This window comes from Alishewanella sp. HL-SH05 (genome assembly GCF_052655985.1).
In genome coordinates this window covers 1,585,311-1,609,923 of sequence record NZ_CP199753.1, presented here as the reverse complement: position 1 = coordinate 1,609,923, position 24,613 = coordinate 1,585,311, and the positions used below count along the sequence as shown (strand labels likewise).

The following is a 24,613-nucleotide window of genomic DNA, read 5'->3' as shown; positions in this document are numbered from 1 at the left end:
CACTCTTGCGCCGGCTTTGCCGGCGCTTTTTTTAGCTTAATAAAGCCACACCACCCTGTAAATTCCACAGTTGCTTAAAGCCTAAACGCCGAAGCACTCGCGCAGCCAATAAACTTCGATTGCCGGTTCGACAAATCAACAACAAAGGCTGGTCTAGCTTTAATTGCTGCTGCAGCATGGCATTGCAAAGCCGCGACAAAGGGATCTGCAACACTTCAGCCGTCACCGGTAAGTAAGTATCTACCGCCCCTGCGCTCTGTTCATAGGGCTCACGCACATCCAGCACAGTGATCTGTTGCGTGCTTAATAACTGCTCTAAATCATTGGGCTGTACTAACGCAATCGCGTCCTGATGAGATACTTCAACCAAACCACACAAATGCGTGCTGGCTTGTTGCAAAATCGCACTTTGCTCGTTCAATCGTTGTTGCCATTGCTCCTGCTCAGCACCAGCTAAAATGTGTTGTAATAAAGGGGTTTCTTGTTTGGCTAAAGCAAAAGTGGTAACAAAGCGCTGTGCGTAATCATGGCTTGAAAATAATAGCGTTTGTTCAGAAACTGTTGCTTGCAAAAGCTGCAAACTCTGCTGTAAAGCCATGGCACTACCACCGTCGAGATCGGTGCGACCAATACCAGCTGGCAGTAAAATATCGCCAATAAAGGCAGCAGTGATGCTATCAGCTTGTTTTAACAACACACTATAAGCCTGCGGACTATGGCCTGGGGTGGCAATACGGCTTAATTGATACACACCCACTTGCAGCGTATCATGTGCCAGTGGCCAACCTGTTACATCCTGGTCCTTTGCATCGACCAATAATTGTCGTAATAATTTTGACGCAGGGTTGGCTTGTTGATGCAAATGCGTATCCAACACGGCAACTAATGTTAAACCCTGCCCTTGAATAATATTCACGAAACGCTCAGCTAACGGCATAACAGGATCAATAATAATAGCTTGGCGACTATGCTCACAACTCAGTAAATAACTGCAATTAGCATCATATTTAAATTGTGATAAACCGGCCGCCACGCTCATATTCAGCGGATCCGCATCCGTTAACACTAAACAGTGTTGACGCACTACTGGTGCTAAACTGACAATACGCTTGCACGCTTCGTCACATTCTTCTGCTGTCATCGCGGGGCCAAAAGATAAACGAATAGCGCCTTCACTGCGCCAGCGTTCCAGCCCCATGGCATCTAATACAAAGCTACCGGTTACTTTCGAACTGCAGGCAGACCCAGAACTTACGCGAATACCTGCCGCATCAAACAGATCCAAAATATCTTTGGCAAAGAAACCTGGCACAGCAAAATTTAAGGTTGTAGCAAGAATGTGTGGCTCAGCGCTATTTAACACCAAGGCCGGGAAAACCTGACGAAGCGCAGCTAGCAGTTGCTGTCTATAATGCCATAGCACCGCATCCGCGCAGAATACACTTGATTCAGGGTTCAGTAATTGACTAAAGATAGTACTTAAAGCGGCAATACCCGGTAAGTTTTCTGTACCCGAGCGTAAACCGCCCTCTTGACCACCACCAGCAATTAATGGCTGATAAGGCGCACCTGGGCGAACATACAGAAAACCAATACCCTTAGGACCATACAACTTATGGCCACTGAACGGCGCATAATCGATACTGATCTTCGCAAAATCTAAAGACATTTTGCCCAGAGCCTGTACGCAGTCAACCAACCAATACGCATCCGGTTTGACTTCACGGATCAGTTTTTCTAACGCCACTAAATCTTGTTTTACCCCCGTTTCGTTATTAGCCGCCATAGTGCAAACCATAGCAGCACGGGGTAATAATTGACGTAACGCATCAGTGTCAATTAGCCCACTGTTTAGTACAGGAATAGCCTGTACCGTCGCATTAATCTGTAAAAGCTTGTTCCAGTATTTTAAACTTTCCGGAACGGCTTTATGCTCGGTCGCGCCATATAATAATAAGGTTTCAGGCCCACATAAGCCGCGAGCACGTAGCGCTTGCAACGCGGAAATCACCGACGTTTGAATGCCCTCTGTTGCCCCCGAAGTGAAAATAATCTCGCCTGTGGCAGCACCCAATAATTGCCGCGCCAAACTGCGGGTATGCTCCAAGGCAACCTTCGCTTTAATACCGGTACTATGACTGCTGCTTGGATTGCCAAAGTCTTGCTGCATTGTTTGCATCACGGCAGCGGCAACTGCCGGCAACACCGGTGTAGTCGCATTATTATCTAAATACACTTCGGCCAAAGTGCGACAACGGTGAGAGGGTGCTGACATCGAAGAAACTCCAAAAACGTGGCGAAAACCAACTTATAACTAAAGGTTATATGTTATATCATTTGATTTTCTTGGCACAGCATTAAATAAAAAAAGCCGCTATTGATAACAATAGCGGCTTTTTCAATACACTACAGCATATTAGATCAGATCATTTGGGATCTGGGGGCGCATCTCTAACCAAATTTTGCCACTTTCAATACCGTATTTACGCACAACCATGATCACGTCGTTATGCTTACCGGCCTGAGCCATCTGCTTTAACTGTTCATAATAGCTGCGGGCGAGCGCACGGGCTGCCGGTTGTGAAAAATAAAAACGGGCAATTTTGTTATACAAGCCGCGAAAACCATTTAAGATCAACACATATATACGGTTAGAAGAATGCAGCGCTAATTCATGGTTGAGGTTGTAATCAAACTCAGCAAAGGCTTCCGCGGTATCGTCTAAGGTTTCAGCATGACTTAAATAATCAATCACCTGCTGCTGATGTGTCTTAATAGCGCCACGAATATAGATAGCGCTGATATTAGTCCGGGCAGAAAGCAGTTCATCTACTAAGTCTGGCATATGCTCTTCATCAAGCCGCGCCAGCGTTTCTAAAATATTTAAACCTGAGGTTTCCCAAAAGTTATTCACTTTAGTGGGTTTGCCATGTTGAATGGTTAACCAACCATCGCGCGCTAAACGTTGTAACACTTCACGCAAGGTGGTGCGGGTTACACCAATTAATTCTGATAGCTCACGTTCAGCGGGTAAAATAGAACCTGGGGCAAATTTGCCATTCCAGATTGAATCAACAATATACTCTTCAGCAAAGCCAGCAGGACTTTGTGCTTTAATTAGGTTGGTCATGCGGATTAATCCGTCTCATTAGTCTTAAAATTATCGACTGATTGTACCAGAGCGATGGCAGTTAACAAGACACACGGCAAAATTCGCTGCAGTAAGACAGACTTCATTGTGTATTCTGTTGAAATACCTTAGATTGTTAAACTATATTTGCTTAATTTTGCAGGCAGCAGCATGTTTCAAGCGCTTAAATCCCTTTCTCTCAAACGTTGGCCTTGGCTTTTACTGGCTTTCACTGCGTTATTATTTGAAGCTTCCGGCTTATATTTTCAGTATGTGCTTAATTTTCAACCTTGTATTAAGTGTATTTATATTCGCGCAGCCTTTCTCGGTATTCTGGTAGCCGGTTTAATAGGTGCTATTGCGCCTAGACATCCCTTAGGCCGTTTCGTGGCTAACTTAGCTTGGCTTGGCGCTGCGCTTTATGGTTTCTGGCAAGCGCAAGAATTGGTAGCGATAGAGCAAACATTAGCCAGCGGCGGTTTTACCACTTGCGCCCTGTTTGCCGATTTTCCCAGTTGGTTAGCTTTAGATCGTTGGTTTCCCGCGGTTTTTGAAGTCACCGGTACTTGTGGTGGGGTAAGTTGGCAGTTTGCTTCGCTGAGCATGGCGCAATGGAGCCGGTTCATCATGTTCAGTTACAGTGTGGTTTCAGTAGTGGTGTTGGCCAGCCAATTTAGCCGGCTCAACAAAAACCCTTACCGTGATTAACCCACTAAATCTGTTTACACTCGATAATTGCTAACTAATCGATCTAGCTCTGTCGCAAGTTCCGTCAGTTGTTCGCTGGTGTGTGTGGCACGTTTTGTACCGTCAGCCGTTTCTTCGATAACGATAACAATTTGATGCACATTTTCGTTTATCGCCCCAGAAACATGGGTTTGTTCTTCTGCTGCAGTGGCAATTTGTGCGTTCATATTATTAATGGTATTAACCGCGGTACTAATTTGATTTAATGCCAATTCTACTTGGCGGATCTCTTCCACGCTGCTCTGACTGCTTTGCTTTAACTGACTAATCAGTTCAATCGCGCCTTTGATACCCGAGTGTAAGCGTGAAATCATTTGCTGAATTTCTTGAGTACTTTTTTGCGTACGGCTGGCCAGCGTGCGCACTTCATCTGCGACTACGGCAAAACCCCGCCCTGCTTCACCGGCACGGGCCGCTTCAATCGCGGCATTTAACGCTAACAAATTCGTTTGCTCAGCAATACTGCGGATCACATCTAACACTCCGCCAATCCGATCAGACTCTTTACTTAAATCTGCAATCACCGATACGCCATCATTTACTTGCAAGGCTAAACCATCAATTACTTGTACGGTTTTCTCCAGTGTGTGTTTAGAGTTACTGACCAGATCTTCTGCATTCGCTGCGGCAGATGATGCTTGCATCGCACTGTCGGCCACCTCTTGTGAAGATGCCGCCATTTCATTCATCGCGGTAGCCACTTGATCGCTTTCGGATTGCTGACGACTCACGCCCTGAGTAGCTTGGCGCATAATGGCGTTTAATTCACCAGCACTGCTGTTTAAAGTTGAAGTTGAACCGGCAACCCTTGCAACCAAATCTCGTACCTGACTAGCAAAGCGGTTAAAGGCTTCTGACAACTGTGCTAATTCATCATTACCACTCACGGTTAAACGATGGCGTAAATCACCACCACCTTGAGCTATTGCGGTCATTGCCGAAACAACTGATTTTAATGGCGTTATAATGCTGCGCACAACTACCAGCGCCAACAACATAATCACGATTAACGAGGCGATGGCGGTACCCAGAGAGCTCCAAAAGCTGGTACTAAGTGACTGATCCACTTTTTGCTGCATTAACGCCACTTGCTTATCTAAACTGTCAATCCAAAAACCCGTTCCAAGCATCAAACCCCATTTACTTAACTCTTCAGCGTATCCCAATTTGGGCTCAGTTAGGTTAGTCTGGGTATTATTCCAATGATAGTATAAATAGCCGTCACCACTTCGTGCCGCATTCCATAAGCCGCGGATCACCTCTACACCATTTGGGTCCTTGAGATCCATCAGGTTACGGCCTTGTAAGGCTTCATTAGCCGCATGCATCACATTGACGCCTTGCTGATCATAAATAAAGAAATAGCCCATACTGCCGCTATCATCAAAACGCAATTGCCTTAAAATTTCGATAGCTTCTGCTTTTACAGCTGGGTTAGTGGCCGCATCAGGCGCGTTGTATAAGTGAGCAATTGAGCTTTTCGCTAATTGCATATAGTTTTTAATTAAGGTTTGCTGACTTTGCTGAAACATCTCTTCAAAACTATCAACTCCTTGCTGCCCCAAGGATTTAGCCTGCAACAAACTAAAGCTTACTAACAACACCGCAAGCAAGGTACTGGGGATCAGAGCTAACAATAAAATTCGGGTTTGGATGGTAAGGTTGGCCATCAGTTACTCCATGTTAACGACTAAATTCAACACTCAGTATAAACCTAGTTTTGCCATACTGCTGAAATAAAGGCATGAAAAACGTGAGATTAACGCTTAACGCGTTATGACTCAGCATAAAAAAAGCGCCGAACAAAGTCGGCGCTTTTCAACCATCAACACAGCGCATGTTTAAACGATAGCTAACAGCTCAACATCAAAAATTAGCGTGCTAAATGGAGCGATAGCATTACCGGCACCACGTTCGCCGTAAGCGAGGTTATGTGGCACATATAAACGTAACTTTGAACCTACCGCCATCATTTGTAACGCTTCAGTCCAGCCAGCAATCACGCCGGATACAGGGAACTCAGCAGGCTCGCCACGCTGATAAGAGCTGTCAAAAACCGTGCCGTCAATTAAAGTACCATGATAGTGCGTACGCACGGTAGAAGCAGCAGTCGGTTTTTCACCTTCGGCGGCAACTAACACTTCATATTGTAGACCTGAAGCGGTGGTAGTGACTTCTGCACGCTTAGCGTTTTCGGTTAAAAATACTTCGCCCGCTTCGGCTAAAGCCGCTGCTTTTTCTTGTTCAACCGTTTGCATACGCTCACTGATAACCGTAAAAGCAGCACGAATTTGATCTTCGGTCACTTCTGGCGCTTCTTCATTGTATGCTGCGGCTAAACCTGCGGCCACGGCAGTAATATCTAAGCCATCAAATGGACGATCAGCAAGCTGCTGACCCATCTGTAAACCAATACCGTAACTTGCGTGTTGCTCTAAGGTGGTAAATTTTGACATGCGTTCCACTTATCCTTGACGGATGGCGCTAAGCACCATCAGAGTTAAAATTGCGCTTATCTTACGCTAATTAGAAGAACTTGTCTCGCAAGACGATTGTAACTGTTGCCATACCGCGCGAACTTGCTGCTGATCTTGCTCAGTCAGTTCACCGCCTGCAATGGCTTGCGCCAAACTCTGCTCCACTTGCGCCACAATATCGCTGACGTGAAAAGGTTGCTCAGTAACCTGCAAGGTTCCCACCACTAAATCAACATGGCCGCGTAAGTAACCAGCAGCAAATAATTCATCATCGGTCGCAATGGGCACTAACTGATCAAAATAGGCTGCGGCCTGCTCAATAAACTGCTCGGTATGTTCTTGTTGCTGCATCTTAATGCTCATCCTCATATCCTAGACGGTAAATAACATAATCGTTGTAACCGGTTAACACACTGATCAAGCCTTGCAGCTCACGATCCAATGCGACATCGCCGGTATCGGCTAACAACGGCCGCCCATCTAATTGTTGTAACTTCGTTTTGGTGGCTAGTAAGAGAATGTTGTCACGGCCCACGGCACGGATCACCGCTGGGGATAGCTGCTGATTACCTCGACCAAACACATGGCCTTGTCCGCCTATCAAAGTGATAACTAACTTACTGGGATAATCTTTTACCCAATCAAGCAGTTCACTGGCGGTCACGTCTTGCGCTAATAGTTGGCCATTTTCAACTACATCTACCCCTAGCAGCGTGTTCTCTAAGCCTAGCTCCGCCATCACCGCGGCCACGGTTGAACCAGAGCCCATCACATAACGCACGTTATCTTCTAATTGGCTGGCTACATAAGCAGCTAAATCATCCAACACCAGCTCAGCAGATTCTTTGCCCGCCATTTTCACGCTTTGGACATAACGTAATTCAGCCGGAATACGCATTTCGCCATAACGCCGTGCTTTTACCACGCCTTGGCGAAAAGCCACTTCATCAATATCCATCACCGCCGCTTCTTGCTGGCTAACTAATTCACCCGCGACTAACTTGCTCAGTAACTTCCCTGCGGCCAGCGGTGATATGGCATACACGCCAGAGTGAATTTTACAACCAGCAGGAATGCCCAGCACCGTGGTGCGATCCGCTACCACACTGCAAACATTGCGCGCGGTGCCATCGCCACCTGCGAATAACAGTAAATCAACGCCCGCCGCTGCAATCAGCTCGGCAGCGTGTTCCGTATCCAGCGCTTGTGTAGGATGTTGTGTTGGGGTGTAACACACCTGATACTGAAAACCTAACTCGGCTGCCAAAGCCTCGCCCATGTCGGCGGCAACCGTGAGAATTTCAACTTGCTGCTGCAGTGGTAATAACTGCTCTAAACACACACGAGCCCGCGCACCCGCCATCGGCGTAGCGCCAAGCGCCAAGGCTTGCTCGGCCAGTTGATCGCTGCCTTTTAACCCCACGCTACCGCCCAAGCCGGCTAATGGGTTAATAATTAAGCCTAATCGAAATCGTTTCGCCATAACTACTGCTACCTATAGCTCGCTGCCTCTTAAAAGCAGGCGTATTGCAATTGCCGCGCATTGTACCTGCTAATCTGGCTATTTCCCAGCGATCAGCCGCCAGACCGGCGCATCGAACCCCGGTAACGGCCGGATAGCATTCGAAGGCTATTTCAGCAGACTTGCGGCAAGTCCGTCAGTGCTCTACAGTAAGTCGGCATTTGCGCCCAGCAGTTTGATTTTATGCGCTACACCAACTGTTTTATGCCGATTTTGCTACTTATCCTTGAATATCGTTTCTTATCAGGAGTTTTTATGACCTCGCTCGAACAGCAGTTTACGCATCACCAGCAGGCTTTTCATGCAGATCCTTACCCAAGCCTTGCCCGCCGCCGTCAGCGTTTAACTGCCTTAATGCGTGCTTTGCAGCAATTTGAGCACGCGCTATGCGAAGCCGTTGCCAGCGATTTTGGCCAGCGCAGTCATGATGAAACCCGATTACTGGAAATCGCGCCTTGCCGCCAAGGCTTAAAATATCAATTGCGCCATTTAAAAACGTGGATGCGCCCGAAAAAGCGGCATGTTCATTACACTTTTGCGCCAGCCACTAACCGGGTGATGCCACAGCCGCTGGGCGTAGTAGGTATTATTGTGCCGTGGAATTATCCGATATTTCTGGCATTGAGCCCTTTAATGACGGCACTGGCAGCAGGCAATCATGCCTTGGTTAAATTATCTGAATTTACCCCAGCAACCAATCAGGTACTGCGCCAATTATGCCAGCAAGCCTGTGCGGATAGCGTCAGTATTATTGAAGGCGATGCGAAGGTCGCCGCCGACTTTTCTGCCCTACCCTTTGATCATTTGCTATTTACCGGCTCAACCCAGGTTGGGCGTAAAGTGATGCAAGCCGCCGCCGCCAACTTAACGCCGGTAACCTTAGAGCTTGGCGGGAAAAGCCCAGTACTGATTGCTCCTGACGCCAACTTAGCACGCATCAGCGACCGCTTGCTATTTGGTAAAACGGCTAATGCCGGTCAAACCTGTGTCGCACCAGATTATGTATTAGTGCCTCGTGCCCAGCTGCCCGAGTTAATCAGTCTGCTCAAGAAGGGGTTTAAACGTTTTTACCCCGATTTCCCAAATGGCAGCTCATTCAGTGCGATCGTCAATCAGCGACAATATCAACGGCTCAGCCATCTTTTGCAAGAAGCGAAAGATGCCGGCGCAACCTTAATTTCCTGTAGCGAAGGCGGCAACGCGCAGCAGCGCTTATTGCCGCTGACTTTGGTAGTGGATGCCCCGTTAGCTTGTCAGTTATGGCAAGAAGAGATTTTCGGGCCGGTTTTACCGCTGCTGCCTTATGATGATATTAACGAGGCCATTGCCTTTATTCGAGAACGGCCTAAGCCCTTAGCCTTATACTTGATGAGCGAAAACTCAGCGTTAATTAGCCAAGTGCTCGAGCAAGTGCATGCGGGTGGCGTAGCCATTAATGATACCTTGCTGCAAGTCGCGCAAGATGATTTACCCTTTGGCGGTGTCGGGCCATCAGGCCTCGGCTATTATCATGGTCCAGAAGGCTTTTTACGGTTGTCGCACCTTAAAGCCATCCATGAAAAAGGCCGCTTTAGTAGCAGCCAATTTATTTATCCACCGTTTGATCGGCCGCTATTTCAAGCTTTATTACGCTGGCTCACCCGTTAAGGCGTTAAACCAAAGCCGCTTTAGGCATCTGTTTAGGTAAGCACCAAGCTAAGATGGCGGCAAAACATGCCGCTATCGCTGCCAGCACATAGGTTTGTTCAGCGCCTAAGCCGTTTTGCCAACTAATACCGCTGATATAAGCACCTAGCGCACCACCGCCACCGTATATAATACCGGCATAAAAAGCTTGGCCTCGCCCTCGCTGTGCCTTGGGGAAAAACTGCTGAATAAACTGCATAGCGCAACTATGGGCAATGGCAAAACTCCCTGCATGAAACAACATACTCAGCGCTAACAGCCACGGCGAATCAGCAACAAAAGCTAACATAAGCCAGCGGATCACCGTCAAACCATAACAGCAGGCCAACAACCGACGAAAAGAAAAACGCTGCAAAATACGTCCGGCATAATAAAAGGCGATGATTTCAGCCAGCACGGCTAAACCAATAAACAAACCGGTAAGGGTTCCGCTGTAACCCAGATCCCGGCTATACAGCGTAAAAAAGCCATAAAACGGCGCAAAGCTCATCTGTAATAAGAATGCCGCAGCCATAAACTGCCACAGCACCTTACTAGAAAACAACTCAGCAAAAGATAATTTGGGCTGATCTTTACTTGGTGGCGGTGGCATCGGCGGTAAATTAACCAAACTGAGTAACAACAAAAACAGAAACAACAATGCGGTGCCCGGCATAAACTCACTGCCAAAGCGCTGATAAAGCCAGCCGCCCAGCATGACTAATACGATATAACCGATACTGCCAAAGGTACGAATTTTACTGTAGCTGCCGGTATCATCATTTAAACTATGAAAAGTACAGATTTCCAGCTGCGGTAAAATCGCCGTCCAGAAAAAGCTGAATACCGCAAAACCCAGTAATAATGGCCAAAAGCCAAAATCGACTAAGCTGCTAAGCCAAGCGACAATAGCAATACCGGCGCCAAAGCGCATGATCCCTAAAGGATTAGCCGTACGATCAGCTAAGGTGCCCCAAAGCGCTGGGCCTACAATACGAGTGGCGGTAACCAATGCCAGTAACAAACCAATTTGTGGCGATTGATAACCGCGGCCATCTAAAAACAAGCCAAAATACGGCACAAAGATGCCCAGTACACCAAAGTAAGCAAAATAAGCCAGCGATAACGCTGGCTTGGCAGTTAATCTGAACACAATAATCGCTTATTCGCTGGGAGCTTGTTGACGAGCAATAGCAGCAATATCCGGCGTGGTTACCTGCACCATGGCATTTTGCGCGCGCTGTCTTAACAGGTGATCTAACAGCACAATCGCCAGCATCGCTTCGGCTACGGGTACAGCTCGAATACCAACACAGGGATCATGCCGCCCTTTGGTCACGATATCGACGACTTCACCGTCGGTATTAATGCTTTTACCCGGCACACTGATACTCGAAGTGGGCTTTAGTGCAATACTGACTAATAAATCTTGGCCGCTGGAAATGCCGCCTAAGGTGCCACCAGCGTGATTGGCACTAAAACCCGTTGGCGTTAATTCATCACGACCCGTTGAACCGCGCTGCTCGACCACCGCAAAGCCATCGCCAATTTCCACCGCTTTTACGGCATTAATGCTCATCATGGCATGCGCAACATCGGCATCTAAGCGATCAAACACCGGCTCACCTAAGCCAACGGGCATGCCGCTCGCCACCACATTAACGCGAGCACCGACCGAATCACCGTCCTTTTTCAGTTGCCGCATGTACTCATCTAAAGCACTGAGCTTATCTGGATCGGGGAAGAAAAATGGGTTGTTTTCAACTTCATGCCATTGTAATTGTTCCGCTTTTACCGGGCCAAGCTGGGCTAAATAACCGCGAATTTCAATACCACAATGCTCTTTTAGATACTTTTTAGCGATAGCACCGGCAGCCACTCGAATGGCCGTTTCCCGTGCAGATGAGCGGCCACCGCCACGATAATCGCGGATCCCAAATTTGTGCCAGTAGGTGTAATCGGCATGCCCAGGACGAAATAAAGCGGCAATATTCGAATAATCTTGTGAACGCTGATCGGTGTTTTCAATCAATAAACCGATAGAGCAGCCGGTAGTGGTATCGTTAAACACCCCTGATAATAGCTTCACCGTATCTTCTTCACGGCGCGCAGTGGTGTAACGCGACGTGCCTGGCTTGCGCCGATCCAGATCTAACTGCAGATCTTCAGCGGTCAATGCCATACCAGGTGGACAGCCATCAACCACTCCGCCAATGGCCGGACCATGACTTTCGCCAAAGGTGGTGACTTTAAATAACTGCCCAATACTGTTACCTGCCATTTATGCTTCCTCAAACAAATGTTGACTGTTGATAAGCTGCTGCTTTGTCAACGCGAAAACGCCCAGACCACCGCTGTTAAATTCCAGCCAATTAAATGGGACGTCTGGATATCTATACTGCAATTCAACCATACTATTGCCAACTTCACAAACTAAAATGCCCTGTTCGGTAAGATGAGCTGCCGCATCGCGAAGGATTTGCCGCGTTAATGCCAGCCCGTCCACACCCGAGGCTAAGCCTAATTCGGGCTCATGCCGATACTCTTCGGGTAAGTCATCCATATCTTCGGCGTCAACATAAGGCGGGTTGGTCACTATTAAATCGTAATGCTGGCCTTGTAAGGCGGCAAAGCCATCAGATAACACGGGAAATACCCGATCTTCTAATTGATGCTCCGCAATATTAATTTGCGCAACATTTAACGCATCAGGACTAATATCCACGGCATCCACTTGTGCATCAGGGAACGCATAAGCACAAGCAATAGCAATACAGGCAGAGCCGGTACATAAATCTAAAATAGCCGTAGGAGTAAAACCCGGTTCAAGTAAGTTAGCAAATTTGTTTTTAATTAATTCGGCAATCGGCGAGCGTGGGATCAACACCCGCTCATCCACATAAAACGGCAGCTCGCAAAAGTAGGCTTGCTGAGTCAGGTAAGCGGCTGGAATACGCTGTTCAATGCGTTGCTGCAGTAAATCGATAAACGCTTGGCGCTCATGCAGGGTTAAACGTACGGGCAACAGTTTGTCATCGGTCAGTGGCGGTAAAAATAGCACATGGGCTAACAGCACTGCCGCTTCATCCCAAGCATTGTCGGTACCATGACCAAAATACACTCCAGCCTGATGAAAACGACTTACTGCCCAACGTAACCAATCATGTACCGTGCACAGTTCTGATAAGGTCCCCTGCAACTGTTCAGGATGAAAAGGTGATAGCGGTTGCTCAGTCATGGTATGCTGCACTCCAGATTTTAACAAAATATTGATTAGACCCGCGCGCATGCAGAAAAAAAACTCAGCTAGCAAAACCCTTGATCCAGACGAGCTGGAACTGTTCCGGGAGTTTGTTGCTGGCACCCGCCCGCTTGAGCAAGACAAGATAGCGCCAGTTGCCAAACGCAGCAAGCAAAAACGCCCCAGCGCGGCCTCGAATAGCGCAACTGCTGAAAAGCTGTTCTTTTTCTCTGATGAATACGAAGTTTTTAGCGATACCCAAGGCAGCCTGTCTTATGTGCAAAGCGGTGATGATCCGCATTTAGCTGGGCGCCTGCGCCGCGCAGAAATCGAGCCCCAAGTCGTTTTGGATTTACATGGCATGACCGGCCAACAAGCGAAAACAGAATTAGCCGGGTTATTAGCTTATTGCCAGCAGCAGCAATTTAACTGTGCCTGCGTGGTACATGGCAAAGGCTTAGGGATTTTAGCGCGAAAAGTGCCTAATTGGTTAGTGCAGCATCCCAATGTGCGCGCCTTTCATACTGCGCCCAAAGCTTGGGGCAAACAAGGCGCTTTATTACTACTTTTGAAAATTAACCAAAGCACCGAGCAACAGTTTCGGGATTTGCCTGGCCGCTAAAGCCATTCGCCTTTTAGATTTCGGGTAATACCGACAACGCCAGTGGTCTATTTCGCTCTTGCACCACCCCCCTTGTCCTGGCTGGTAACTGATACAAGTTAACGAGGCGGTGCTAAAAATCGGGGTTTGGCCGGGTTCAGTAAAACTTTCGACTAAAAAACTCACCAACGGCATATGTGATACCAACAGCAGCTTGGCGTTGGGCTGGGCTAACAATAATGCATCAATTTGCGCTTTCACTGCTTCCGCTGGCGCATCAGGCACTAACTCGGGTATGAGTTTAAATTGGCATTCTGCGGGCTGCTGCTCTAACATTAATTCGGCTGTTTGCTGAGCACGCAAGTATGGGCTACTCCACACATAATCGAGATTGGCATAGACCGTTTTTAACCACAACGCCATTTGCCGCACATCGTTCTGACCGTCTGGTGTTAATTGTCGTAAGCTATCATCCGCCGCATAGGGCTGTGCTTCGCCATGTCGCATGATCACGAGATTTACCATGAAATTGTTACCATAATGCTGTTTTGTCCCATTGATTCGACTATTGAGCAAATTAGCATGCGTCAGGTGAAAATAGTGCGCTATGATAAAGAAAGTCTGTTGTCAGCGTAACTATCATTTGTGCATAACATAGCGTTTAGTTATTACTTATCGCTATGAAACTTTGGTCGGATAACCCGCAAACGTCAACAAGCCCTCATGCTAAATAAAGGAACCGCTTTGCAACATAATGAACTGATAAAAAGTCCAAATGACCCAAAGCAATACCGATATTTGCAGTTAGCTAACGGTTTACGTGTGCTTTTGGTTCACCAAGCTGACAGTGAAAAAAGTGCCGCCGCCTTAACCATTAATGTCGGACATTTTGACGATCCACAAGAACGAGAAGGTCTCGCGCACTTTTTAGAACATATGCTGTTTTTAGGCTCGGCACACTATCCGAACGCCGGTGAGTTTCAACATTTTATCAGTGAGCATGCCGGTAGTCATAATGCCTGGACCGGCACTGAACATAGTCATTTTTATTTTGATATTGAACACGCCGCTTTTGCGCAAGGCCTTGCCCGTTTTGGTGATATGTTTAGTGCGCCCTTGTTTAGTGCCAGCTACGTTGATAAAGAGCGGCAATCTATCGAAGCTGAGTTTTCCATGAAACTCAAAGATGATAGCCGCCGCATTTATCAAGCACACAAAGAAAGCATTAACCCTGCGCATCCTTTTGCTAAATTTTCAGTAGGGAATGCCCAAACACTCGCCGATTTACCAAACAACAGCCTGCAACAAGCCGTCAGCGAGTTTTATCAGCAGCAATACAGCACTAGCCGCATGAGTTTGTGTTTAGTTGGTCCTCAATCACTTGCTGAATTAGCCGCGCTGGCTGAGCAACATTTTGCGGCACTGCCAACGCATCTTCCGAAAAAACCTGCGGTACAGGTGCCATTGTATTTGCCTGAACAGCAAGGGATTCAATTAAATATCCGCCCCCATAAAAGCAGTAGCCGTTTGGTGGTCAGCTTTGCCATGCCTGATATTCAGCTATGGTACCGCTTTAAACTGGTGAGTTTTATCGCACATCTGCTGGGCGATGAAGGGCAACATTCTTTACTGGCCTATTTAAAAGAACGCGAACTGGTTAATCAATTAAGTGCCGGTGGCGGTATTGATGGCAGTAATTACAAAGATTTCACCGTTGCCTTTGAACTGACGGCCAGTGGCCGCGCGCATTATCGCGATATTGTGGCGGCACTGTTTAGTCAAATTAAGCTGCTAAAACAATCCGGGTTCAATCAGGCACTGTTTGTCGAGCGGCAACGTTTATTGCAATGGTCATTTCAGTTTTATGAGCCCAGTAGTGCTTTACAAACCGCGGGCGATTTATCGCTAAATATGCAGCATTACCCGCCTGAGGATATTATTTTCGGCGATTATCGCATGGAATTACCGCCCGAGGCGCTATATCAAGAACTGCTGGGGTATTTTTGTAGTGACAATATGCGCATTATGTTGGTGGCTGATGAGGTGCCAGTTAATTGTGAAGCGCGCTGGTATCATACCCCCTACAGTATTGTCCGTTTAGATAAGCAGTGGCTTGAGCAATTAAGCCAACAACCCCTTAAACGCGCCATGCAATTGCCAGCACCGAATCCGTATTTACAAACCGAATTATCGTTATTGCCAAACAGTGCGCATATGCCTTTACCACAAGCAGTATGTCAGCGTGATGACCTACATATTTGGTATAAAGCAGACACAGATTTTAACACCCCCAAAGGCCATATTTTTGTGCAGCTAACCCTGCCTAATAGCTGTCAAACCTTAACGCAGTTAGCTGCCTCTCGCTTGTGGGTAGAACTTGTACTGGATCGCTTTAATCAGCAATTGTATGCCGCGACTACTGCGGGATTAAATTATTATCTTCACGTACATCGTCAAGGTGTCAGTTTACAAACCTCTGGCCTGACTACGAACCAAATTCGTTTACTTAGCGATATTTTAAGCCAATTACCCGAGCCTGAATTTAGTGAGCAACGTTTCAATGAACTCAAACATCAACTGTGCCGACACTGGGAAAACAGTAGTAAAAATAAGCCGGTCGCGCAGTTATTTAGTCAGTTATCAGCCATTTTGCAGCCGCAAAACCCTGAGTTAGATTTATTACAACGCACCCTGGCGGCATTAAGCTTTGAGCAGTTTCAGCAATTTCAGCAGCAGCTTTTACAACAGATCCATTTGGAAGCTTTATTGGTAGGCAACTGGCCTACCGCGGCAGCGGCTGACTTACAGCAGCTATTAGTAACCTGGTTAGCGGCACAGCACTCTAGTGGCCCTGCGTTGCCTGCGCGGCAAAACGGTATTAAAGATCTTGGCCCGGTTTGGTTACAGAGTGTCGCCAGTGGTCAAACCGATCATGCTATTGTTATTTATATCGCAGCGCAGCAAAAAACGGCCGACCAAATGGCCTGCTTTATGTTGGCAAACCACGTGATGTCGCCACGCTATTTTCATCAATTACGCACAGAGCAACAATTAGGCTATTTAGTCGGCACCGGTTATGTACCGATTAATACCCTGCCAGGTTTAGCGTTTTACGTACAATCGCCCGACTCAACAGCAGATAAACTGTATGCCGCGACGGTAGCGTTTTTTCAACAGTTTTTAGAGCAAATTCAGCAGTTAACGTCTGACGAGTTCGCCGCATTAAAACAGAGTATGCTATCGCAATTGGCCGAGCGTGATACCAGTTTAGGCGCACGTGCCAAGCGATTGTGGCTAGCTCTTGGCCAGCAAGATTATCAGTTTAGTCTTACCGCAGATATTCAACAGGCCTTAGCAACGCTAAGCCGGCAAGCCTTTATTGCGTTTTTACAACAACTTCTCGCACCCGACTACGATGTGCTGTTTTTAGCAACCGATCCGGCACCCAGCAATAGCCATGTAAAAACTCTCTTGAAAACTGAATTGTTAGCGGGGCTGAATTTGCTTTGACAGCCTTGCTGATCTTCGTTAACTTAGCTTGAATATTCACAAAAACAATAATAAATGTCTTATAAAAAATTTACGCTTGGCAGTTTGATTTTATTGGCTTTTTTTTCGCCTTATCTAGCAGCAACAGTAATCGACTGGACCATCATTGAACCTTATCTGCTTTACACTGTGATGGCTATTGCCGTCGCAGGTTTTTTACTTGCCCAATTTAATCAGCGCCGCATGCGCACTTACCATCAAGCTTTAGCAAAAAGCGAAGAGCGTTTACGTTTATCCATTTGGGGTAGCGGTGATGAGTTATGGGATTGGAATATCGAAAGTGGCGAGCTGTATCGCTCCAGTGCATGGCTTGACCCCCTCTCTGTGCCGCCTGAAGGAAAAAACTTTCCTCCGAACAAAAATTTTATTCATCCACAAGATCTAGAACGCGTCAGTAGCGCACTCTCGCAGCATCTGGCCGGAAATAGCCCATTTTTTGAATCAAGTTATCGCTTACGCACGGCAGATGATAATTACATCTGGGTATTAGATCGCGGAAAAATTGTTGCCTATAACAACGAAGGCAAAGCACAGCGAATGACCGGCACGCTGAAAAACATTAGCCAGTTAAAACAAGCTGAAGCCAGAATGCAATTATTTGCACGCTGTCTAGAAAACATTTCAGATGCCGTGGTGATTTGCGATACCAAGTTTAATATTCTCGAAGTGAACCCCGCTTTTAGCAACATTACCGGCAATACTCGGGAAAGCGTGCTACAAACCCGCTTTAAACTTAGCTTGTATCCGCCGCGCTTCTTACAAGAAATTGAAAAAACCTTGGTACAAAAAAGGCCGCTGGAGTGATGAGATCCGTGAACTAAAAACCAACGGTGATTACTATCAAGCCGAATTAACCTTTGACGTGATTAAAGACGAACAAGGCTTTATCACTCAATATGTCGCCGTATTCTCTGATATTTCAGAGCGTAAACGACGTGATGCCGAACTCAATCGATTGGCCAACAGCGATACGCTGACCGGACTGCCCAATCGGGCGGTGTTTATGAATAAACTGGCCAGTCTAGTCAAAGATAACACCCAGCATGCACTTTTAGTGTTCGACTTAGACAACTTTAAGAAAATTAACGACTCACTTGGTCATGAACTAGGCGATGCGCTGTTATGTAAATTGTCAGAACGACTACATAACAACAAACTGTTCCGGCAAAGGCTATATCGGTTAGGTGGCGATGAATTTGCCATTTTACTGAGCAATACCAATGATATTCATGCCATTACCAGTCTTGCCAAAGCCATGCTGCAGCAAATTAATGCGCCTTTTGCTATCGAACAACATGAACTGGTCGTCACCAGCAGTATCGGTATCGTGTTGTTCCCAGAGGATGGCAAAGATCCGCAAGCGCTGTTACGCAACGCCGATACCGCGATGTATCACGCCAAAAGCGCTGGCGCGAATCGCTATCTATTTTTTAATGACACCATGAACAAACAAGCGGTTAAACGCTTGCAAGTCGAAAATTTAATTCGCCATGGTTTAAAAGAAGATCTGTTTGCGGTGTTCTATCAACCGAAAATGGACTTACTCAGCGGTAAAGTGGTCGGTATGGAAGCGCTGGTGCGCTTTATTACGCCCAAAGGCGGCTTAGTCAGCCCAGCGAGTTTTATTCCAGTTGCAGAAGAAACCGGACAAATTGTTGATATTGGTACTGTAGTCTTGCGCAAAGCCTGTTCAGATGTGCGCCGCTGGATTGACCAAGGGTTGTTTCATGGGCGGGTAGCGGTAAACTTATCGGCCAAACAATTTATGCTGCCGTTTTTGTGTGATCAAATCGACGATATTTTACAGCAAACCCAATTGGCATCTTATCACTTAGAATTAGAGATCACTGAAGGCACAGTAATGGAATCGCCAAAACTGGCCATCGATACGATGAAAAAACTGCGCGCTCGCGGTATTCACCTCGCCATGGATGATTTTGGCACCGGCTATTCATCACTAGCCTATTTAAAGCAATTCCCATTGAATACGCTGAAAATTGATAAAGCCTTTATCGATGATATGAACAGCGCCCGTGGCCGCAACATGGTGGATACCATTGTGACTATCGCGCATAACTTAAGTTTATCGGTGGTGGCTGAAGGCGTTGAAACCCTTGAACAATTAGAGCAGCTAAGAAAACTGCGCTGCGAAATTATTCAAGGGTTTTACTACAGTAAGCCACTGTCAGCAGACGATTTTGCAGCTTTTTTACATGAACAAAAAAAGCCCCGTTTAAGCCTGACAGCAAACGGTAATAATTGGTAGCAGCCAAACAGCAGACATAAAAAAAGCCCCTAAGGGCTTTTTTTAATCAGTATCTGTTTCAACGTAAGAGAAATCATCTGCTCCATCCGCAATACGTTTTTTACCAAATACGGTGTGGAACTTACGCTTTTCTGCTAAGCGTTGTTTGTACTTTAGCCAGGTCTTCTCATAAGGTGTCGTTGCTTCAGCTTCGCCGCGACAGACGAGCAGAAACCTCTCTTCCTCTTCGTTGACTGGCGCTCTAGCACCTTGATCCAGTTGCTGCATTGCCAAACCATGTTTCTCTAACAGATTACCCTCTGCCAGAGTAAAGCGCCCTGACCGGGTAAAACCACGTGGGAAATTCCGGTCATCGAAAAAGCGACGATTAGCGACAAAACTTTGCTGCATCACTTTTTTCCTCTCATCTCGTTGAATATCAAGCCAGCCTGTTTAAACTGTGCGGAGTATGGTTAACAAATTTCCTGTCGTAAAACAAAAATTTTTTATGCTTACGATAAATATCACAAAGGAATCATTTTGGATACTGAGTTATTAAAAACCTTTTTAGAAGTACAGCATACTCGACATTTTGGGAAGGCTGCTGAAAACCTCTATTTAACCCAATCGGCGGTGAGCTTTCGCATTCGACAACTGGAACAACAACTCGGTGTTCATCTGTTTGTGCGCCATCGCAATAATATTCAATTAACGGCGGCAGGTGCACGTTTACTGCCTCATGCCCAAACCATGTTAAGTGCATTACAACGCGCCCGTCAGGATGTAGCACAAAGCATACAACAGTTACAGCAATTATCACTTGGCGCAACAGCCAACTTGTGGGAAAGCGTGTTACTGCCGGTGTTTTTACCTTTAGCCGCCGCGAAACCCGATGTTACCTGGCGTACTGACAGTTTAAACCGTGAAGCCAGTACCCGCCAATTATTGGAACATCAATTAGATATTGCCATCTTATTTGATCCACCAAAAACCGATGAGATCACGCTGGTTAAATTAACCGAGATCCACTTACTGCCAGTCAGTAGCTGCAAAGAGCAACACGCTGCGGGCAAACCCGATGAACGTTATTGCTATGTCGATTGGGGGAGCAACTTTGACGTTAAACACCAGCGTCATTTTGCCGAGCAGCAAGTGGTGCAGTTAAAAACCAGCAGCGCCAGTTTGGCTAAAGCCTGGTTGTTACAACAAGGCGGTTGTGCCTATTTACCCGCGCAATTTGTCAGTGCCGAGTTGGCTGAAGGTACCTTAAAACCGCTTGAGGCAATGCCCAGCTTAACGCTCGACTTATATGCGGCCTATTTAACTGATAAAGAATATCAACCACAACTGCAAGCAGTGATACGCTTGCTCCAACAATGGCAAACCTAATACCGATTGACGAATTAAGGCCTGAAGATACGTGCGTTTTTGGTGCGGGCGCGATGAATGGCTAAACGTTTGTAACTGTTAAACAGCGGAAGTAATAAAGGCCCAGTGAATAGCGCCGCTATGGCCCATTGCAATGCTCGCATGCCACTGCGTAAGGCCGCAATGTATACGCCTATAACAACCATTAACCATACTACTGGCACTACAACCACAATTGCCCCCTTTGTTGCTTTACTGTTGATATGGGTCAGCCCTCACTGTGCTGTTGATTATAACAGCAATCTGCAGGCCTTCCTGTTAATCTTTAGTCGCATAAACGTAAAAAGGGCCCTAAGGCCCTGCTTACATAGTATAACCGCCCATAAGAAGGGCGATTGCTCTAACTTAGTTTGGATAAAACCGCTCGCCCTGCTCGGCCATTTTTAACAAACGTGGACACGGCGTAAAACGACTGCCAAAGCGGTTTTCTAACTGACGTAAGGTCGCAATTAAGTTATTGACGCCTAAGCTGTCAATGTACCGGAACGGCCCGCCTAAAAACGGTGGGAAACCAATACCGAAGATAGCCCCGATATCGCCATCCCGCGCTGAAGCGATAATACCTTCATCTAAACAACGTACTGCTTCATTTAACATTTGAGCCGTACAACGGCTGGCAATTTCATCCGCATTCAGCGCAGGAGCCACCGTAACACCCAGTACATTGTAAACCGATTCGTCCACCAGCTTTTTGCCTTTTTTCACTGACTTACCGTATTGGTAAAAACCTTTTTCTGTTTTCTTACCTTTACGACCGTCTGCCAGTAACTTCTCAAAAGCAGCGGGGGCAGTAAAACGCTCACCCAGTTCAGCGCTTAAGATCGGCGAAATTTTCGCGCCAACATCGATACCCACCTCATCTAATAAGGTAATAGGCCCGACCGGAAAACCAAACTTCACTAAAGCTTTGTCGATTTTCTCAATGGATTCACCTGCTAATAAAATATTGGCGGCTTCATTCATGTACAACGCTAAGATGCGATTAACATAAAAACCAGCTGCATCTTTCACCACAATCGGCGTTTTGCCTTGTTTGCGGGCAAAAGCAACGGTCGTCGCGATGGTCTGCGCTGAGGTTTTTTCATGGGCAATCACTTCAACCAATGGCATCTTATCCACGGGTGAAAAATAATGTAAACCAATTACTTGCTCAGGTCTGGCTGCCTTTTCTGCAATTTGATGAATAGGCAAAGAGCTGGTGTTACTGGCAAAAATGGTGTGTTCAGGGCAGTGTTGCTCAATGTCGGCAACCATTTGCTGCTTTAACGCCAAATCTTCAAATACCGCTTCTACCACGATATCAACATCATGAAAGCCGCTAAAGTCGGTGGTGCCGGTGATCCGCAGTAGCTGCTTTTGCATGTCGGTTTTGCGCATAAAGCGCTTTTTCACTTTTTTATTCAGCTGATCATAGGTGTATTTCAGCGCTGCACTAATACCCTTCTCGCTAATATCTTTGATGCGCACCGGTAAACCGGCTTTGGTCGCTGTGACGTTGGCGATACCGCCGCCCATCAAGCCACCACCAAGCACAGCGGCTTTATGAATTTTTTGAGGGATCACGGCGCCCGCGCCGGTTTCTTTTTTCATTTGCGTGGTAGCAAAGAAAATACTGCGCAGTGCTGCCGACTCGGGAGTCATACAAAGCTGACCAAAGGCTTTGGCTTCGGCGGCCAAACCTTGGCTGTAGCCCTGCTCTACACCCGTTTGAATAACTCGGATAATTTTTAATGCGGCTGGGTAGTTACCCTGCGTTTTGGCTAACGTTTGTTTTAACGCTTGCGAGAACACCAGCTTACGCCCAGGCGAGGTTTGCTCTAAAAGCTTGTTTAATAAGCTTTGCTTTTTAACCACTACCGGTGGTTTACCCGCCAAAACTTTTTTAACCGCCGCTTCTAACAAAATACTCTGCGGCACCACGTCATCGACCAAACCGGCTTTTTTTGCTTGCGCAGCACGCAGCTGTTTACCGGTTAAAATCATGTCTAAGGCTTTTTGTACGCCTACCAGTTTAGGTAAACGTTGCGTTCCCCCACTACCCGGTAATAAGCCCAGTTGCACTTCGGGTAAACCTAACACCGTTTTCGGGCTATCAGTGGCAATACGCGCATGACATGCCATGGCCAACTCTAAGCCACCGCCTAAACAAGGGCCGTGAATGGCGGCAACCACAGGCACACGCATCTGAGACAAACGGTCAAACATTTGTTGGCCCATTTGCGCAATCTTTTCCGCTTCGTCTGCACTTTTGCAGCTGTCTAACATGCTGATGTCGGCACCGGCAATAAACGAGTCTGCTTTGCCACTGATAAACACCACGCCTTTAATTTTGCTGTCGTTGGTAATTTTTTGTAGTAGCTGTTCAATTTCACTAGCGAAAGAGGCTTTTAACACATTCATGCTTTCGCCAACGATATCCATGGTCAAAATGGCCACCTGATCGTCGCGTACGGCTAAACTGAAGCTGTTGCTGTCACTCATTATTCTGTCTCCACAATCATTGCTGCACCCAAGCCACCGGCTGCACAAGCCGTAGTAAGGCCAACGCCGCCACCGCGACGGTTTAATTCATTCAGCGTTTGCACGATTAAGCGCGTGCCCGTTGCCGCAAATGGGTGTCCATATGCCAGAGAGCCGCCATTGACGTTAAATTTCGCCATATCAATCTCACCAATCGCTTGATCTAAGCCCAGCTGTTCTTTTGCAAATTTGCGGCTAGCAAACATCTGCATATTCGCTAGCGCTTGCGCAGCAAAAGCTTCGTGCATTTCAATTAAGGTGAGATCGGCTAAGTTCATGCCTGCCCGAGCCAACGCAATTGGCGTAGCGTAAGACGGCCCCATTAACATATCTTGCCATACGTCAATGGCCGCAAAAGCATAACTACGAATGTAGCCCAGCGGTTTATAGCCGAGCGCTTTAGCTCGACCTTCAGTCATCATCAATACTGCCGATGCCCCGTCAGTTAAAGGGGTGCTGGTAGCCGCAGTTACCGTGCCATGCGCTCGATCAAACACCGGCTTTAATTTGGCATAAGACTCAAGTTTAGAGTCCATTCGGATATTGTTATCCATGTCTAAAAAGCGGCTGTAAGGCTCAACATGCGCAGTCATCACTTCGCCAGCCATCTTGCCTGACTGCCAAGCCGCTGCGGCTAAGCTGTGTGAACGGTGCGCCATTTCATCTTGTGCTGCACGGCTAATACCATGGCTTTTGGCCATTTGCTCTGCCGTGTCGCCCATCGATAAGCCCGTGCTGTATTCTGCAATGGCCGGTGGCACTGGCATTAAATCTTTTAAACCTAAATTGCCCACGATGGCTAATTTTTGGCCAAGCGTTTTGGCTTTGTTCAAATCTACTAAGGCGCGTGCCAGTTTTTTACTGACACCAATAGGTAATACTGAACTCGAATCGGCCCCGCCAGCAATACCAACTTGGGTAATACCCGCCATCATCGACTCGGCAACACTTACCACCGATTGAAAACTAGTAGCACAAGCCCGTGTTACGCTGTAAGCGTCGGTTTGCACTGGCATACCGGTGCCTAACACAATTTCACGAGCAATATTGGGCGCTTCTGGCATTTGGATAACTTGGCCATACACCACCTGCTCAATTAAAGCAGGATCTAATTCAGTGCGGATCAATAATTCATTGACCACTAACTTGCCCAAGTCCAAGGCGGACACACCGTGAAACTCCGTTGCCTGTTTAGCAAAGGGGGTACGTAACCCAGCCACAATGGCGATACGTTCGCCCTGCCGAGTAGTGAGATTAATTGGCGCAGCCATAGTGATCCTCTTTTTGCAATTCTGTTTAATTACAGGTCTGACCTCTGAGTGTAGCTCGATTGTAACCACACTCAGCAAAAATTAAAACAGTTGTTTTAAGAGCGGTTTAATCGTTGCCATTTAGATTATCAATAATCAAAGGTCAACATGCCCCTTGCCCTTGTTTTCTTTTAACGGGAACCTTATAAAGGTTAGAACATCTTAGCTTAGCTAGCTT

General features: G+C 46.9%; 19 protein-coding genes and 1 pseudogene. 6 read left to right on the top strand and 14 right to left on the bottom strand.

All coding sequences use genetic code 11. The features are described from left to right. Nucleotides 1-31: 31 nt before the first annotated feature. Nucleotides 32-2,275 carry an aminotransferase class V-fold PLP-dependent enzyme gene (locus tag ACUJFL_RS07385; RefSeq protein ID WP_226750868.1) on the bottom strand — a complete coding sequence of 748 codons (2,244 nt, stop codon included), beginning with the start codon at nt 2,273-2,275 and terminating at the stop codon, nt 32-34. Nucleotides 2,276-2,416: 141 nt separating this feature from the next. Beyond that, nucleotides 2,417-3,130, bottom strand: a complete 714-nt coding sequence (fadR, locus tag ACUJFL_RS07380) for a fatty acid metabolism transcriptional regulator FadR (RefSeq protein ID WP_226750867.1) — start codon at nt 3,128-3,130, stop codon at nt 2,417-2,419. 171 nt (nt 3,131-3,301) lie between these two features. Between fadR and dsbB the strand changes: the two genes are divergently transcribed. Beyond that, on the top strand, nt 3,302-3,838 hold the full coding sequence (dsbB, locus tag ACUJFL_RS07375; protein WP_445428872.1) for a disulfide bond formation protein DsbB: 537 nt from the start codon (nt 3,302-3,304) through the stop codon (nt 3,836-3,838). A 14-nt stretch (nt 3,839-3,852) separates the two neighbouring features. On the opposite strand, the gene ACUJFL_RS07370 is transcribed toward dsbB, so the two are convergent. The 4 genes from ACUJFL_RS07370 to ACUJFL_RS07355 form a co-directional block, all read right to left on the bottom strand. Next, complete coding sequence (locus ACUJFL_RS07370) at nt 3,853-5,547, bottom strand: methyl-accepting chemotaxis protein (protein ID WP_445428871.1); 1,695 nt, start codon at nt 5,545-5,547, stop codon at nt 3,853-3,855. Between the two features lie 171 nt (nt 5,548-5,718). Continuing rightward, nucleotides 5,719-6,333 carry an FKBP-type peptidyl-prolyl cis-trans isomerase gene (locus ACUJFL_RS07365; RefSeq protein ID WP_226750864.1) on the bottom strand — a complete coding sequence of 205 codons (615 nt, stop codon included), beginning with the start codon at nt 6,331-6,333 and terminating at the stop codon, nt 5,719-5,721. Between the two features lie 66 nt (nt 6,334-6,399). Then, nucleotides 6,400-6,717 (bottom strand): YfcL family protein, encoded by a 318-nt coding sequence (locus ACUJFL_RS07360; protein WP_226750863.1) that lies wholly within the window; start codon nt 6,715-6,717, stop codon nt 6,400-6,402. Beyond that, nucleotides 6,707-7,837: an ATP-NAD kinase family protein gene (locus tag ACUJFL_RS07355; protein ID WP_226750862.1), complete on the bottom strand. Its 1,131-nt coding sequence runs from the start codon at nt 7,835-7,837 to the stop codon at nt 6,707-6,709. The genes ACUJFL_RS07360 and ACUJFL_RS07355 overlap by 11 nt, the downstream gene beginning before the upstream one ends. Before the next feature lie 294 nt (nt 7,838-8,131). Here ACUJFL_RS07355 and ACUJFL_RS07350 point away from each other — a divergent pair, with 294 nt between their 5' ends. Next, entirely contained in the window at nt 8,132-9,523 is a 1,392-nt protein-coding gene (locus ACUJFL_RS07350) for a coniferyl aldehyde dehydrogenase (RefSeq protein WP_445428870.1), read from the top strand. Between the two features lie 4 nt (nt 9,524-9,527). On the opposite strand, the gene ACUJFL_RS07345 is transcribed toward ACUJFL_RS07350, so the two are convergent. Genes ACUJFL_RS07345 through prmB form a run of 3 tightly spaced genes read right to left on the bottom strand, consistent with a single transcriptional unit; the run spans nt 9,528 to nt 12,779 of the window. Next, nucleotides 9,528-10,694 (bottom strand): MFS transporter, encoded by a 1,167-nt coding sequence (locus tag ACUJFL_RS07345; RefSeq protein ID WP_445428869.1) that lies wholly within the window; start codon nt 10,692-10,694, stop codon nt 9,528-9,530. 9 nt (nt 10,695-10,703) lie between these two features. Beyond that, on the bottom strand, nt 10,704-11,822 hold the full coding sequence (aroC, locus tag ACUJFL_RS07340) for a chorismate synthase (protein ID WP_226750859.1): 1,119 nt from the start codon (nt 11,820-11,822) through the stop codon (nt 10,704-10,706). Continuing rightward, the gene (gene prmB, locus ACUJFL_RS07335; RefSeq protein WP_445428868.1) at nt 11,823-12,779 is read right to left on the bottom strand and encodes a 50S ribosomal protein L3 N(5)-glutamine methyltransferase; all 957 of its coding nucleotides are present in this window, start codon (nt 12,777-12,779) and stop codon (nt 11,823-11,825) included. It abuts the gene before it with no gap. 49 nt (nt 12,780-12,828) lie between these two features. On the opposite strand from prmB, the gene smrB reads away from it, so the two are divergent. Continuing rightward, a complete protein-coding gene (gene smrB / locus ACUJFL_RS07330; protein WP_445426562.1) occupies nt 12,829-13,404 on the top strand; it encodes an endonuclease SmrB in 576 nt (191 codons plus the stop codon). Here the strand turns inward: smrB and sixA are convergent. Further along, nucleotides 13,345-13,908: a phosphohistidine phosphatase SixA gene (gene sixA, locus ACUJFL_RS07325; RefSeq protein ID WP_445428867.1), complete on the bottom strand. Its 564-nt coding sequence runs from the start codon at nt 13,906-13,908 to the stop codon at nt 13,345-13,347. The genes smrB and sixA overlap by 60 nt on opposite strands. Nucleotides 13,909-14,127: 219 nt before the next feature. Between sixA and ACUJFL_RS07320 the strand changes: the two genes are divergently transcribed. Together ACUJFL_RS07320 and ACUJFL_RS07315 are read left to right on the top strand one after the other, a co-directional pair. Then, nucleotides 14,128-16,893, top strand: a complete 2,766-nt coding sequence (locus tag ACUJFL_RS07320; protein WP_445428866.1) for an insulinase family protein — start codon at nt 14,128-14,130, stop codon at nt 16,891-16,893. A gap of 222 nt (nt 16,894-17,115) precedes the next feature. After that, a pseudogene (locus ACUJFL_RS07315) lies at nt 17,116-19,198 on the top strand (putative bifunctional diguanylate cyclase/phosphodiesterase). Nucleotides 19,199-19,240: 42 nt separating this feature from the next. Here ACUJFL_RS07315 and maoP read toward each other — a convergent pair. Continuing rightward, nucleotides 19,241-19,588, bottom strand: a complete 348-nt coding sequence (maoP, locus tag ACUJFL_RS07310) for a DUF413 domain-containing protein (RefSeq protein ID WP_226750853.1) — start codon at nt 19,586-19,588, stop codon at nt 19,241-19,243. A 129-nt stretch (nt 19,589-19,717) separates the two neighbouring features. Between maoP and hdfR the strand changes: the two genes are divergently transcribed. Beyond that, complete coding sequence (hdfR, locus tag ACUJFL_RS07305; RefSeq protein ID WP_445426558.1) at nt 19,718-20,566, top strand: HTH-type transcriptional regulator HdfR; 849 nt, start codon at nt 19,718-19,720, stop codon at nt 20,564-20,566. 14 nt (nt 20,567-20,580) lie between these two features. Here hdfR and ACUJFL_RS07300 read toward each other — a convergent pair whose 3' ends face one another. From ACUJFL_RS07300 to fadI, 3 genes are all read right to left on the bottom strand, one after another. Then, nucleotides 20,581-20,778, bottom strand: coding sequence for a hypothetical protein (locus tag ACUJFL_RS07300; protein ID WP_226750851.1), 198 nt, complete (start codon nt 20,776-20,778; stop codon nt 20,581-20,583). A 172-nt stretch (nt 20,779-20,950) separates the two neighbouring features. After that, a complete protein-coding gene (fadJ, locus tag ACUJFL_RS07295) occupies nt 20,951-23,086 on the bottom strand; it encodes a fatty acid oxidation complex subunit alpha FadJ (RefSeq protein WP_445428865.1) in 2,136 nt (711 codons plus the stop codon). Continuing rightward, on the bottom strand, nt 23,086-24,396 hold the full coding sequence (fadI, locus tag ACUJFL_RS07290; protein WP_445428864.1) for an acetyl-CoA C-acyltransferase FadI: 1,311 nt from the start codon (nt 24,394-24,396) through the stop codon (nt 23,086-23,088). The genes fadJ and fadI overlap by 1 nt, the downstream gene beginning before the upstream one ends. Nucleotides 24,397-24,613 lie beyond the last annotated feature (217 nt).